The organism is Thiocapsa roseopersicina, assembly GCF_900106925.1.
Taxonomy (GTDB): domain Bacteria; phylum Pseudomonadota; class Gammaproteobacteria; order Chromatiales; family Chromatiaceae; genus Thiocapsa; species Thiocapsa roseopersicina.
On sequence record NZ_FNNZ01000013.1, the window covers coordinates 141155 to 154483 of the forward strand.

Annotated in this window: 12 protein-coding genes; 6 read left to right on the forward strand and 6 right to left on the reverse strand. The window is 64.8% G+C overall.

Features of this window, described 5'->3' with window-relative positions; translation table 11 throughout:
- Window positions 1-54: 54 nt before the first annotated feature.
- The 3 genes from BLV04_RS14640 to BLV04_RS14650 all read left to right on the forward strand — a co-directional run bounded on the left by BLV04_RS14640 (window position 55) and on the right by BLV04_RS14650 (window position 3029).
- Complete coding sequence (locus BLV04_RS14640) at window positions 55-1647, forward strand: Ycf46 family AAA ATPase (protein WP_371828645.1); 1593 nt, start codon at window positions 55-57, stop codon at window positions 1645-1647.
- Between the two features lie 107 nt (window positions 1648-1754).
- Entirely contained in the window at window positions 1755-2681 is a 927-nt protein-coding gene (locus BLV04_RS14645) for a DnaJ C-terminal domain-containing protein (RefSeq protein ID WP_093033509.1), read from the forward strand.
- 3 nt (window positions 2682-2684) lie between these two features.
- Entirely contained in the window at window positions 2685-3029 is a 345-nt protein-coding gene (locus tag BLV04_RS14650; protein ID WP_093033512.1) for a chaperone modulator CbpM, read from the forward strand.
- A gap of 80 nt (window positions 3030-3109) precedes the next feature.
- On the opposite strand, the gene nadC is transcribed toward BLV04_RS14650, so the two are convergent.
- A complete protein-coding gene (nadC, locus tag BLV04_RS14655) occupies window positions 3110-4000 on the reverse strand; it encodes a carboxylating nicotinate-nucleotide diphosphorylase (protein ID WP_093033515.1) in 891 nt (296 codons plus the stop codon).
- Window positions 3993-6182 (reverse strand): DUF1631 family protein, encoded by a 2190-nt coding sequence (locus BLV04_RS14660; RefSeq protein WP_139191939.1) that lies wholly within the window; start codon window positions 6180-6182, stop codon window positions 3993-3995. The genes nadC and BLV04_RS14660 overlap by 8 nt, the downstream gene beginning before the upstream one ends.
- Before the next feature lie 330 nt (window positions 6183-6512).
- On the opposite strand from BLV04_RS14660, the gene ampD reads away from it, so the two are divergent.
- Window positions 6513-7091, forward strand: coding sequence for a 1,6-anhydro-N-acetylmuramyl-L-alanine amidase AmpD (ampD, locus tag BLV04_RS14665; RefSeq protein WP_245731901.1), 579 nt, complete (start codon window positions 6513-6515; stop codon window positions 7089-7091).
- 16 nt (window positions 7092-7107) lie between these two features.
- Here ampD and BLV04_RS14670 read toward each other — a convergent pair whose 3' ends face one another.
- The 4 genes from BLV04_RS14670 to pssA form a co-directional block, all read right to left on the reverse strand.
- A complete protein-coding gene (locus BLV04_RS14670) occupies window positions 7108-7920 on the reverse strand; it encodes a UDP-2,3-diacylglucosamine diphosphatase (protein WP_093033524.1) in 813 nt (270 codons plus the stop codon).
- A 153-nt stretch (window positions 7921-8073) separates the two neighbouring features.
- Window positions 8074-9240 carry a hypothetical protein gene (locus BLV04_RS14675; RefSeq protein ID WP_093033527.1) on the reverse strand — a complete coding sequence of 389 codons (1167 nt, stop codon included), beginning with the start codon at window positions 9238-9240 and terminating at the stop codon, window positions 8074-8076.
- A 4-nt stretch (window positions 9241-9244) separates the two neighbouring features.
- Complete coding sequence (locus tag BLV04_RS14680) at window positions 9245-9529, reverse strand: hypothetical protein (protein WP_139191940.1); 285 nt, start codon at window positions 9527-9529, stop codon at window positions 9245-9247.
- Window positions 9530-9951: 422 nt separating this feature from the next.
- On the reverse strand, window positions 9952-10704 hold the full coding sequence (gene pssA, locus BLV04_RS14685) for a CDP-diacylglycerol--serine O-phosphatidyltransferase (protein WP_093033533.1): 753 nt from the start codon (window positions 10702-10704) through the stop codon (window positions 9952-9954).
- Window positions 10705-10924: 220 nt separating this feature from the next.
- On the opposite strand from pssA, the gene hoxE reads away from it, so the two are divergent.
- Both hoxE and nuoF read left to right on the forward strand, forming a co-directional pair.
- A complete protein-coding gene (gene hoxE, locus BLV04_RS14690) occupies window positions 10925-11419 on the forward strand; it encodes a bidirectional hydrogenase complex protein HoxE (RefSeq protein WP_093033536.1) in 495 nt (164 codons plus the stop codon).
- Window positions 11419-13029 carry an NADH-quinone oxidoreductase subunit NuoF gene (gene nuoF / locus BLV04_RS14695; RefSeq protein ID WP_093033539.1) on the forward strand — a complete coding sequence of 537 codons (1611 nt, stop codon included), beginning with the start codon at window positions 11419-11421 and terminating at the stop codon, window positions 13027-13029. The genes hoxE and nuoF overlap by 1 nt, the downstream gene beginning before the upstream one ends.
- The last annotated feature ends 300 nt before the right edge of the window (window positions 13030-13329 follow it).

Sequence of the window (13329 nt, forward strand, 5' to 3'; positions counted from 1 at the left end):
CGGAAGCCGACGACTCGACGCCCCATGGATCCCGAGGAGGCCACGCCCGCGATGATGCCGGACCTGCACGACCTGGAGATTCTGCTGCGTTCGGACACCCCGATCGTCCTCATCGAGTCGATCGAGGAGCCGCGTGTCGTCGAGCTGTTCGCCGGGCTTGCCCTGCGTCTCGCCGAGCCGGCCTTTCGCTGGTCGGTCACCGAGGGGCTGCGGCGCATCGAGCTCGATACCGAGCCCCAAAGTCGCCTGGCCGATCCGACCGAGGCGCTGCGCAATATCCGCTCCACACAGGAACGCGGTATCTATCTACTGCTCGACTTCCATCCCTATCTGGATAATCCGCTACACGTGCGCCTCCTCAAGGAGATCGCACAAGGCTACGCGGACCTGCCCCGCACCCTGGTCCTGGTCAGTCACGCGCTCGAGGTCCCGCCCGAGCTGCACCATCTGAGCGTGCGGTTCGGACTGCGCCTACCCGACCGCCAGCGCATCATGGGCCTGATCCGCGAGGAGGCGAAGCGCTGGCAGGATTCCTCCGGCGGGCGCAGCTTCCGGACCGGGCGCGACGCCGTGGATCAGCTCGCCCGAAATCTGCTCGGCGTCACCGAGTCCGACGCACGCCGCCTGATCCGCAACGCCATCCGGCACGACGGCGCCATCACGCGGGAGGACGTCGAGAGCGTCAAGCGCGCCAAGTACGACCTGCTCAGCCCCGATGGCGCCATCAGCTTCGAGTACGACACCCGATCCTTCGCCGAGGTCGCCGGCCTGGGCAACCTCAAGGCGTGGATCGACCGCCGCCGCGATGCCTTCCTGGATCCGGACCGCAAAACGGATCACCCGCGCGGCGTTCTGCTCCTGGGCGTTCAGGGGGGCGGCAAGAGTCTGGCCGCGAAGGCGGTTGCCGGACGTTTCGGCGTCCCGCTGCTGCGCCTGGACTTCGGTGCGCTCTTCGACAAATATATCGGCGAAACAGAGAAAAACCTCCGCAAGGCATTGGCCACGGCCGATGTCATGTCGCCCTGCGTCCTCTGGATCGACGAGATCGAAAAAGGGATCGCGACCGGCACGGAGGACGACGGCGTCGGCCGGCGCGTCCTCGGCACCCTGCTGACCTGGATGGCCGAGCGCAACACCCGCGTCTTCCTCGCCGCGACCGCGAACGACATCTCGCGACTTCCGCCGGAGCTCATCCGCAAAGGGCGGATCGACGAGCTCTTTTTCGTGGATCTACCCGGCGCTGCCGTGCGGCGCGAGATCTTTGCGATCCATCTGAGCAGGCGGGGACTCGATCCCGAACGCTTCGACCTCGCTCGCCTCGCGCAGGCGAGCGAGGGCTTCACCGGTGCCGGCATCGAGCAGGCCGTCGTCTCCGCGCTCTACGCCGACGAGACCGCCGGGGATGGCCTGACCACAGGCAACCTCCTGGGCGAGATCGCCGCTACCCAGCCCCTGTCCGTCGTCATGCACGGCCAGCTTCAAGCGCTACGAGCCTGGGCATCGGGCCGAACGGTTCAGGCCCACGCACCCGAAGAGCAAGACGACGCGACCGTCCTTGCACGCAACGCCGTCGCCGAGATTGCCTCGGGCACGATGGATCCCGCCGGAGCTGCCGTCGACGCGCAGCCCCCAGTGAGCCCCGACTAAGCCCATTCACTCGACTGCGACCCGTGCAATAACCGTTGCCGGCCCATACCTCCCCTCCCAACACGAGGTTCACGAGTCCGTGTCGGCCAAAACTTCGAGGCGCTGCGATGGAATACAAGGACTACTATAAGACGTTGGGCGTGACGCGGGACGCCACCCAACCCGAGATCAAGCGGGCCTATCGAAAGCTTGCGCGCAAGTTCCACCCGGACGTGAGCAAGGAGCCCGACGCCGAGGCCAGATTCAAAGAGATCAACGAGGCCAACGAGGTTCTGCACGACCCGGAGAAGCGTGCCGCCTACGACGCGCTCGGCAGCAGCTGGCACGCCGGCCAGGATTTTCGCCCGCCGCCCGGCGGCGTCCATCACGACTTCCATTTCGGCGCCGACGAGGCAGCCGAGTTCAGCGACTTTTTTTCCAGCATCTTCGGGCGCGAGTTTCACCCGGGAGCCCAGACTCAACGCCGCCGCCGAGGTCAGGATCAAACCGCGCGCATCGTCATCGACCTGGAGGACGCCTATCGCGGCGCGACGCGGCAGTTGCGCCTCGACATCCCCGAGGTCGGCCCGGACGGGCGCGTCAGCTCGCGCACCCGCACCCTGAACGTGCGCATCCCGCCCGGCGTCACGCAGGGTCGCCAAATCCGCTTGGCCGGCCAGGGCGGGCCGGGGATCAACGGCGGTCATGCCGGCGATCTCTATCTGGAGATCGAGATCAATCCGCACCGATTTTTCACCACGGACGGCAAGGACATCCATCTGCGGCTGCCCATTGCGCCCTGGGAGGCCGCACTCGGCGCGTCCGTCTCGGTCCCGACACTCGGCGGGACAGTGAACCTTAAGGTGCCGCCGGGATCTCAGTCCGGGCAACGCCTGCGCTTGAAGGGTCGGGGGCTGCCCGGCGAGCCGGCCGGAGACGAGCTGGTCATGCTCGAGATCGTCACCCCGCCCGCAACCACGGATGCCGCCAAGGCAGCCTATCGCGACATGGCCGAGCGTCTACACTTCAACCCAAGGGCCGAGATGGGAGTCTGACGCATGACGCAGACCGAGACACGCATTGAAGGGATCGTGCTCGACGAGGGGCTGACGGTCACCCTCACCGAGCTGACCCAGCTGTGCGGCTCCAGCGGCCGCGTGGTGAGGCTGATGGTGACCGAAGGGCTCCTGCGCCCCAAGGGCCAAGCCCCCGACGATTGGCGGTTCGACGGCTTCGAGGTGCGTCGGGCACGTCGCGCCGTGCGGTTGCAGCGCGACCTCGACCTCAACCTCGCCGGCACCGCACTCGCGCTCGACCTGCTCGACGAGCTGGAACAACTGCGCGAGCGACTGCGCGCACTCGAGCACCAGCTGGCGCCGAGACGCACACGCGAGCTCGGTTAAACCGCGCCCGGTGCGGTATGCGTCATGTGTTGGAGTGTCTTAGCCGCGCCAGCTCCGACGACTGTCGGAGCTGGCGCGGTTTAACCCACGAACCGCATCGAGAGATCGACCGCGGTCACGTCCTTCGTCAGCGCGCCGACCGAGATGCGGTCGACACCGGTTTCCGCGATGGCCCGAATGGTCGCAATCGTAATGCCGCCCGATGCCTCGAGCCGGGCGCGCCCCGCGCTCATGGCGACCGCCAGACGCAAATCCCCGAGCGCGAAGTTATCGAGCAGGATCGATTCCGCCCCGCCGTCCAAGGCCGTCTGCAGCTCGTCGAGACTCTCGACCTCGATCTGAATCTCCACGCCGACACCGGCTGCCGCGGCCGCAGCGGCGAGCGCGGCCGGGATCGAGCCCGCGGCGAGGATGTGGTTCTCCTTGATCAGGATCGCGTCGAACAGGCCCATGCGGTGGTTGTGGCAGCCCCCGCAGAGGACCGCGTACTTCTGCTGGACGCGCAGACCGGGCAACGTCTTGCGGGTATCCAACACCGCAACGGGGAGACCGGCGACCGCGGCGGCAAATTCAGCCGCGCGGGTCGCCGTCCCGGAGAGGGTCTGAAGGTAATTCATGGCCGTGCGCTCGCCGGTCAGCAGAGCGGCCGACGGTCCCTCGATCAGCGCCAGACGCTGCCCGGGGCGGACGGGGGCGCCGTCGGCGACCTCCCAACGGACGGAAATCCCGGGATCGAGCACGCGAAACACCGTATCGAACCAGGCGCATCCGCAGATGACTGCGGGCTCGCGCGTGATCAACTCGGCCCGAGAGCGCTGATCGCGCGGAACCAAGACGGCGGTGAGATCGCCCGCACCGACATCCTCCTCGAGTGCAGCTCGGACCTGGGCCTCGATGAGACGCGGGTCAGGAAGCCGCGCCGGACGAGCCGCCCCGCGCGAGGGATTCATCTCTTGGTTTGATTCAGCCATCGGAAGGGGCCTTTTGTAGACTCGTCAACATCGCGCGCAAGGCCTGATCCGCGAGCGGCGTCTCGCCGTTGCCCAGAATCGTGACCTGTCCGGCCGCGATCGCCTCGGCGAGACCACGCGCGGAAAAACGCGTCGGGGACCGCCCCTGTCGGTCGAAGAACAACAACTCCTCTCGCGCGGGGTTCCAAGCGACCAACTTGAGACGGACTCGCCCGACATCCTCGCGAGCCCAGTCGATCCAATCGCCGATCGCGCATCCGCACGGAACCGGAATCGGCACCCGAGCCGGGGCCGAGTGGCCGGCTTCGACGTCGGAGCCGCCGAGCACGGCGCCGCGTGCGAATCCCTGAAGCACGTCCAAATGCAAGGTCTGCAGCTCCCCGAGCCACCGTGCCGTCAGACGTGGATCACAGCCGACCTCGGCGAGCCGCCGCCGCAAGGTCTCGAGCAGACGCGGGATCCGATTGAGCAACTGGCGACGCTCCTCGGCGGTACGCTTCACGCTCACGCTCCAGAGCAGTCGATCGATCAACTCGAGTGCGGTTTGCCAATCCGGGCTATCCGAGCCCCGGGAGCGCTCGATCTGGAGCAGAACAAGCGACCAGCCCTCGCGCAGCAGGATCTCCACCGTACTCGGAATCCGCGCATAAGGCGCCAGGCGCTCGGCCAGTGCAGCCGCGACCGTCTCGCGCGCGGGATCGGGGGGCGCGCCGGTACCATCGGCGTCGAAGCTCGGCTCGGCCGGGTCGGAAACACCGGACAACATACCGCCGTGTGGCTCGGCGAGCGGATCCCCTGCCACGGCAGCGGCTCGGGCATCCTCTCGTGCAAGGAAAGCCCTGAAATACCGATCCATTCGGGCAAAGAGTTTGGGATCCCCGTCGAAATCCAGCACCAAGCGCTCGATCACCCGCTCGATCATCCCGTAGAGGCTGTCGGCACCGCGTCCGTCGGCGTCGCTCCAACCCATCGCGGCCCGCCCGATATTGTTGATCAACACCCGCGCAGGATGGGTGTCGTCGGAGAAGAAGTCCTTGTCCAACAGCGCCATCTTCGCGACCGGGATCTGCATCCTCGCGATCAGGATCTTGATGGGATCGGGAATCGCGCCGCCGGCCAACAGATGCTCGAAGAAGAGGAAAACCAGATCGAGCGTATCCTCGTCGCGCTCTGCCAAGGCACGTCTCGGCCGATCCTCGACGCAAAGCGCCGCGGACAGTCGCGTACGCAGGAACGCCTCCGATGCCGGATACCCCATCGCCGGGTCGGGAGCGACATCCAGATTGTCCAACAAGGCCAGAAGCTCGGCCGTCGCGACCTTCACCCGACCGCTATCGGTATGCGGGGTACTGCTCGGTCGTTGGCGTGCAAGCAAGGTCCGCAGGACATCGAATGGAATCGAGAGAGTGTCCCGGGGCTGCTCCGGCATCTCCCGCTTGCCGGGCGTGACAAAGGAAGACGCGGGTCGCGAGGCTGCGCGCGGCCTTGAAGCAGGGATGACGATCTCGGACAAAGCGGGCTCGACCTGGCTCAGACAACTGCGGTAGAAGTCGCCCAACTGGTCCATGACATGCCGATCGAAGAGCTTGTAGACGACGAGCTTGACGGACGGCTCGAGCGGGGGCAGCGCGGTCAGGGTGTCGCGAAAGGCATGGCACAGCGCGGACGGACCGAAAGGATTCTCCTCGAGACCGACCTCGCCCCAGCCCATCAGGGCGGCAAATCGACGATCCAACTCCATCAAATCGCTTCGATAACGTGATTCCGCCTTCGACACCAGGTTTTCGGCGGCCAGAATCTCTTCGAGCTCGGAGTCCGCAAGCAAGGTCAGATCACCGAACGCCGACTCCCTGGCCCTGTCGTGCTCATGCTCCGGCTCGCGATCCCGACCGACGAGATCGCCGGCCTCTTGCTCGACGCGCCGCAAAAAATCGCTCTGAAGACGTCGGCGCTGTTTGACGAGGATCTCGCGCGCGTCGAAATAGACGCGATAGCTCAAATCGTTGGTCGACTTGTCGGCGAGATCGTGCAGAGCGTCGTCGAGCTTCCCGAACAGCGCGCCCCAGAGCGCCGGCAAGCGCTCGCCGAGCAGACGCATGCAGTCGGTCACGAAACGCCCGCGCATGATCAAGGCGTCTCCGCCGGGACCGGATGCTGGGTGGATTCGCGGGGACTTGATCAAGTGAATCTCGACGCCGATAGCCGGTCATGTCACCATCTTGAACCGAGGCACGGGGCGGCCGATAAACCTCGAGGAACCGATGGACTATTATGCAGCGATGGTAAGCAATGCAGGGGACTGTGTCACCTTGGATCGGCGGTTTCCCGGCCGACTCATCCCCGCTTCCCGCCCGCCTTGCGTGTCATGAATCCCGAACCCGATGCCGCCGTCGCCCACCTCGGGGTCGAGTCACCGACACCGCGATGCTCGCCGCCCCGGATCGATGAGGGTGTGCACGCGCGTGCGCACGCCCATGCGGTCGTCGAAGACAAAGCCGGTGTCTACGCGGATATCGACGAGGAAGGATGGCTTGAAGGCGCGGAGCGCCGGCCCTCGCCGAGCCAGGACGCCCGCCCGCCGGGTACGGAAATCGATCTGTTGGTCATCCACAACATCAGCTTACCGCCGGGCGACTTTTCGGGCGACTGGATCGACGATCTCTTTCTCGATCGTCTCGATCCCGCCGCACACCCCTACTTCCGCGAGATCGCCGGTCTGCGCGTTTCGGCACATCTGTTGATCCGGCGCAACGGCCGACTCCTGCAGTATGTTCCTTTCGAGCAGCGCGCCTGGCACGCGGGCGTCTCGCGGTTCGCGGGACGAGAGCGCTGCAACGATTTTTCGATCGGGATCGAGCTGGAGGGAACCGACGACAGGCCGTTCACCGAGGCCCAGTATGCGCGTCTTGCCGAGTGCACACGGCACATCCTCCGTCGCTACCCCGGAATCACCGAGGAAAGGATCGCAGGACACGCCGCGATCGCCCCGGATCGCAAGACGGACCCGGGGCCGGCGTTCGATTGGAATCGCTTTCGACGATCGATTCGCGCAGAAGGCCAAGCGGTTGATCCGTACCCACCGACCGAATGACCCGCCGACCGCTCCGCTAACCGACCCGCGCCAGAGCCAAGCGATCCTGCTCGATGCTCGCAGGTTGCGGATAGGCGTCGGTCCAGCGCAGCAGCTCGAGCCGACCGTCGTGGTGCTCCACGAGGGCGGTGCAGCTCTCCACCCAGTCGCCGCAGTTGCAGTAGGCGACACCGGCGATCTCGCGCATCTCCGCGTGGTGGATATGCCCGCAGATCATGCCATCGACTCGACGGCGCTCCGCCTCGCCCGCGACCGCCGCCTCAAAATTGCCGATATAGCTCACGGCATTCTTGACCTTGTGCTTGAGATACCCGGCCAATGACCAGTACTCGAGGCCGAGCACACGGCGAATCCGGCTGACGAGTCCGTTGAGCATCAACAAACCGTCATAGGCGCGCGAGCCGATCATGGCGAGCCACTTGCCGTTCTGAACCACCGCGTCGAATGCATCCCCGTGCATCACCAGAAAGCGACGACCGTCGGCGGTGGTATGAATCACCTCTTCGCGTACCGCCACGTTGCCGAAATCGGCGCCGAGATGCGTGCGGAACAGCTCGTCGTGATTACCCGGCGTATAGATGACCTCCGTCCCCCGCTTGGCCTTGTCGAGCACCTCGCGGACCACCTGATTGTGGGCCTCGGGCCAATAGACACCGTTCTTCATCGCCCAGATGTCGACGATATCGCCGACCAAGTACAACTGTTTGCACTCGGTCGATTGCAGAAAATCGAGCACGAGAGAGGCTTGGCACCCTCGAAAGCCCAAGTGGACATCGGAGATGAAAATGCTCCGATATTTCAACGGATTCATGCGCTTGATGTCGGTCATCGCATCGCCGGCCTCGAGCCATCAACGTCGGGATATGATCTCCGCGCGCGATTGCCGGCATATTGACGAACCGTGAAGATGCGATGAAATCTCGTGGTGTCACGGACTGCCGAGCTGCCTGCGACCGGTCGGTGCGGGACTCAGTCCCGACGCTCAGTCCGCGCCCCAATGCGGGGTGGCAATCGCGTCGCCGAGATCGGCGGCGACCAGCAGCCGCCTGATCTCGAGCAGACGTTCGATGAGCGCCGGCTCGCGCGCCTCGTAGGCATCACGGTCGGGAACGCGCTTCACCACGACGCCGAGCAGCTCCGTGATGGCGTTGCCGATCGAGTTCTGACTGATGGTCAGCATCAAGCGGCCCGAGTCATGCCGAAAGATGAGCTGCTTGAAGGCGGGCTCCCAGCGGATGGAGTTGGCGTAGGCCGGGTCGCCGAGACAGCGCTCGCGTACCCGTTTCGCGGTCTGCATAAAGGCGTTGTCGAAGAGCAGGACCGATTCGATCTGGTTCGGAAAGTAGACATCCGGCAGGATCTCGGCGTTGCGGCTCGACACCTGCGAGAAGAAGGTGCGGTAGAAGTCGAGAAAGCCGCGCAGGATCTCGTCGTACTCCACCCAGAAGGCGGTGTCGCCGAGGGCCGCGACCCCGCCCTGGATCTCCCAGCAGGGCAAACCCTCCGGATAGCCGGTAAGCGCGAGGCGCGACTCGTCGGTATGCACCGTGCGCAGGATACGCAGGTCCAGCGCCTCGTCGAAAAAACGCCGGTAGACATCGCGCATGTGGGCCTGAAAGAGGCTGTGCTGGCCGCCGTCGGTCAGGTTGGGATGGCTCGGATCGGCCGGCGGGGCCGCGCGCAGCTGCTCCATCGGGAAGACGATGAAATGATTGTGCAGCATGCGGATGCTCGGCACACCCGGCGAGGTCAGCGGCCAGGTGGCATCCAGACTCGCCTCGCCTGCCATCACGAGTGCCTCGCCCGGATCCGGATAGCGTCCGAGCATCTCCTCGATGATGATCCGATTCATCCGGTTCCAGACGCGCTTCACCGACGGCGAGACCTGGGTGCGGCGAACCGGACGGCCGAGCGGGTTGAGGATGCGTTTGGAGGTGTCGTAGATGATCGAGCAATCCAGCTCGGTGGAATGCCCCAGCGCCTTGCGGTAGAGCAGCAGATCCTCTTGGTTGCGCAGCAGGCCGTTGTTCTGCACCAGGTCCCGAAGGTTCTCGGCGCTGTTGAAGAACTCGTTCGGCGTCAGGCCCGCCGGAACGTCCAGCGGGATGGGCCGAAAGGGCGTGACGATCTCGCGCGGTCCCGATGGCATGACGCTACGACTGCTCGCGATCCGGGCAATGCCCGTCGCGAAGACGCCGGGCATAGTCCAGGCGCACGGTGCATTCCTCCCAATTGCCCTGGGCGCATTCCGTTTTGCGGCAATCGAACTCGCAACAGGAGACCTCGTCCGGCACCCGGGCGACCAGTCTTCGGGAAAGCGACGATCCGATACGGCGCAGCAAGCCAGGCTTTTTCTCGGACGCATCGTTCATTTCGGCCCTCGAACAGGGAGATCTGGTGTTGCCCGACAGGGCGCCGTCACAGGCGCGGGCAGCCATCCAGGCCATCCGCTCGCGGTCGATCCGTCGGGGCTTAAACCGCGCCCTGCGCGGTATGCGATGTCCTTGGATGGGATCGGCCTCGGCAGACGGGACGGCCGCTGGAGCCGGCGCGGTTTAATAATTCAAAAATATATCATTACGAACCGCGTACCCGCTAAGGGCTGTGGCTGCACAAAACGTCGACCTCACTCGAAAATCAGCATCTGGCTCTGGACGCGGTTTAAGCCCATGGTTTGGCCTCGAAGATCGCATCCTAGCAGTTTCCGGACCCGGGAAAAGTGCCCCGTCGATACGGCGCCCGACCAAGCACCTTGCGCGCGAACCATCGAGCACGCCATGAATCAGGGAGGCGACCACCCACCGAATCCGAGACCATCCGAATCGGCTGCCGACCGCAGGCGCGATTGACCGGACCGATCTCAGTGCGAATCGCGCCGATGGCGCAGACGACTCTGGCGCAATCGCATCAAGGTCCACACTGGTCCCGAAACGGCGTAGGTCGTCGCCATCAAAAAGAGCATCAGCGGTGGATTGACAAAGACCACGGCAAAGCCAAGCATCACGGCGACGGCTAATAGAAAGGGGACGCGGCCCTGGAAGTTAAGCTGCTTGAAGCTGATGTACCGAAAATTACTCACCATCAGCAGACCGGCACCCGCAGTGAGGATGGCCGCAAGCCAGGCGACATCGGCCCCGGCGACCCCCGTATCCGTGCCGAGCCAGACCCCGCTCGCGATGATGGCCGCGGCGGCCGGGCTGGCGAGACCTTGGAAGTAACGCTTGTCGGCGATCCGCACCTGCGTGTTGAACCGCGCCAGGCGTAAAGCCGCGGCGGCGGTGAAAACGAAGGCGGCCAGCCAGCCGACCTTACCGAGTCCGCCCAAGGCCCAGTGATAGGCGACCAGCGCCGGGGCAACCCCGAAGGCCACCATGTCCGAGAGACTGTCGTACTCGGCACCGAAATCGCTTTGGGTTTGAGTGATGCGAGCCACGCGCCCGTCGATCCCGTCGAGCGCTTGGGCCGCGAAGATCGCGAGCGCAGCCGCCTCGAAACGTCCCTGGGTCGCCGCGAGGACCGCATAAAACCCGGCGAACAGCGCCGCCGTGGTGAAAAGATTGGGCAGCAAATAGATGCCGCGTGGTCGCTTACGGGAAGCTGGCACGTTGTCCATGGGATCGATCTCGTTGGCGGCCGTCTGGTCGGATCGCGAGTATAGCCGGGAGCGGGGCGGCACCGAAAGGAAGCGCGGCGACGCGGAGCGCACCGAAAGTGCGCGAAAAGAAGAACGTCGTCGTGCTATCCATGTGTCATAGACTTGTGGCATCGTTCGATCGCATCGCCGTCGGCGACGTGATCGCTCGGCAACCATGACCCATTGAATTGGAGGGGAGATGAGTCTGCAGCAAGCCAAGCCGCCACTGCCCAGTGACGACAAGCGTTGGAAGCTCGTCAACGCGACCATGCGCCGCAACGGCTATGCCGACCACGCCTTGATCGAGACCCTGCACAGCGTGCAGGACGCCTTCGGGTTTCTCGACGAGGGCTCCTTGCGGTTTGTTGCAGCATCGCTCGACCTTCCGCTGAGCAAGGTTTACGGTGTCGCGACCTTTTATCACCTCTTCACGCTCAAGCCGAAAGGGCGTCATGCCTGCGTCGTCTGCACCGGCACCGCCTGCTACATCAAAGGCGCCGGGGGCCTCGTCGAGCGCCTGCAGGAGCGCTTCGACATCAATCCCGGCGAAACGACCGAAGACGACCGGCTGTCGCTGTTGACGGCACGCTGTGTCGGCGCCTGCGGTCTGGCCCCGGCGATCGTGATCGACGGCGATGTGCTGGGAAAACTCGACAGCGAAACACTCATTGCCAAGCTCGAGGAGCTGACCTGATGAACCTCGACGATCTGGCCGATCTGGCCGAGCAATACCGTGCGATCGACGCGAACGTCGAGCGCGAGGTCCGCGTCTGCATGGCCGCCAGTTGCCAGTCTTCCGGCGCGGCCCCCGTCTTGGATGCACTCGTTGCCGGTCTCGGGGACAGCAAACCTTCGTGCAAGGTCAAAGGGGTCGGATGTATGGGACTCTGCTCGGCCGGCCCCTTGGTGTCGATCGCCGACCGGGAAGCCTCGCTCGAAGAGTCCACGATCTATCGCGACGTCACGGCGGATGACGCCGCCGACATCATCGCAAGCCTCGATGGCCCACCCGTGGAGCGTCTGCGCTGCCCGACGGATCAGCCCTTCTTCGCGCGCCAACAGAAGATCGTGCTGGAGAATGCCGGCATCATCGATCCCGACAGCTTCAAGGGCTATGTGGCCGTCGGCGGTTACTCGGCACTGATCCGGGCCTTGAGCGAGATGACCCCGGCCGATGTCCTGCGCGAAGTGACCGACAGCGGTCTGCGTGGACGCGGCGGCGGCGGCTATCCGACCGGTCTGAAATGGTCGACCGTCGCCAAGATGCCGGCGACCCAAAAATACGTCATCTGCAACGCGGACGAAGGCGACCCGGGCGCCTTCATGGATCGGGCGATCCTGGAGTCGGACCCGCATCGCGTCCTCGAGGGCATGGCCATCGCTGCCTACGCGATCGGGGCGAACAAGGCCTACGTCTATGTCCGCGCCGAGTACCCGCTCGCGGTCGAGCGACTCCAGACCGCCATACGCAAAGCCAAGCGCTCAGGATTTTTGGGCAACAAGATCGGCGACACCCAGTTCAGCCTCGAGGTCGAAATCCGGCTCGGCGCCGGGGCCTTCGTCTGCGGCGAAGAAACGGCGCTCATGGCCTCCATCGAGGGTCTACGGGGCCAACCGCGCCCGCGTCCGCCCTACCCCGCCGAGTCGGGGCTCTGGGGCCACCCCACGCTCATCAACAACGTCGAGACCTTCGCCAACATCGCCCCGATCGTGCGCGAGGGAGGCAACTGGTTCGCCTCGATCGGCACCGAGCGATCGAAAGGGACCAAGGTCTTCGCGCTCGCCGGAACCATCACCAACACCGGCCTCATCGAGGTCCCGATGGGCACCTCGCTGCGCGACATCATCGAGGTCATCGGCGGCGGCATCCCGGGCGGCAAGGCCTTCAAGGCGGTGCAGACCGGCGGTCCGTCGGGCGGTTGTATCCCGGCGCAGCACCTCGACATCGCCGTGGATTACGACAGTCTCAAGACTCTCGGGACCATGATGGGCTCGGGCGGCATGATCGTCATGGACGAGACCTCCAGCATGGTCGATGTCGCGCGCTATTTCATGGAATTCTGCATGACCGAATCTTGCGGAAAGTGTATCCCCTGCCGGACGGGGACACAGCAGATGCACAGCATCCTCGATCGGCTGGCCAAGGCGCAGGCCACACGGGCCGAGCTGGCCCTTTTGGAAGAGCTTTGCGAGGTGGTGCAGGCAACCAGTCTCTGCGGACTGGGGCAGACGGCGCCGAATCCGGTGTTGAGCACCATGCGTTATTTCCGCGACGAGTATGAAGCGAAGCTCGGCGACGCTTAAACCGCGCCCGGTGCGGTTTGCGTTATGTGTTGGAGTGGCTTGGTGGGCGCCGGCTCCGACGACTGTCGGAGCCGGCGCGGTTTAAGGTATTAAAGGATCTTAAATTTTAAACCGCGTCGCACCGAGGTCGACGACATCTCCAAAGGCAAATGCAACATGAACATGACGCATGTCGCTCTGGACGCGGTTTAGCGCGGAGAAGGCTTTAGCGATCACGAAGGCGCAAAACGCGACAGAAACACAGGGTGTCGAGCGGCCGGGCTCGACGCCACTAGATGCCACCGGAAACGAACATCGACC

What these genes read in the sequence shown, in the direction of transcription:
- BLV04_RS14670 (WP_093033524.1), bottom strand. Translation starts at nt 7,920, where the DNA reads ATGACCGACATCAAGCGCATGAATCCGTTGAAATATCGGAGCATTTTC.
- BLV04_RS14680 (WP_139191940.1), bottom strand. Translation starts at nt 9,529, where the DNA reads ATGGCTGCCCGCGCCTGTGACGGCGCCCTGTCGGGCAACACCAGATCT.
- pssA (WP_093033533.1), bottom strand. Translation starts at nt 10,704, where the DNA reads ATGGACAACGTGCCAGCTTCCCGTAAGCGACCACGCGGCATCTATTTG.
- BLV04_RS14645 (WP_093033509.1), top strand. Translation starts at nt 1,755, where the DNA reads ATGGAATACAAGGACTACTATAAGACGTTGGGCGTGACGCGGGACGCC.
- hoxE (WP_093033536.1), top strand. Translation starts at nt 10,925, where the DNA reads ATGAGTCTGCAGCAAGCCAAGCCGCCACTGCCCAGTGACGACAAGCGT.
- nadC (WP_093033515.1), bottom strand. Translation starts at nt 4,000, where the DNA reads ATGGCTGAATCAAACCAAGAGATGAATCCCTCGCGCGGGGCGGCTCGT.
- BLV04_RS14675 (WP_093033527.1), bottom strand. Translation starts at nt 9,240, where the DNA reads ATGCCATCGGGACCGCGCGAGATCGTCACGCCCTTTCGGCCCATCCCG.
- nuoF (WP_093033539.1), top strand. Translation starts at nt 11,419, where the DNA reads ATGAACCTCGACGATCTGGCCGATCTGGCCGAGCAATACCGTGCGATC.
- BLV04_RS14650 (WP_093033512.1), top strand. Translation starts at nt 2,685, where the DNA reads ATGACGCAGACCGAGACACGCATTGAAGGGATCGTGCTCGACGAGGGG.
- BLV04_RS14640 (WP_371828645.1), top strand. Translation starts at nt 55, where the DNA reads ATGCCGGACCTGCACGACCTGGAGATTCTGCTGCGTTCGGACACCCCG.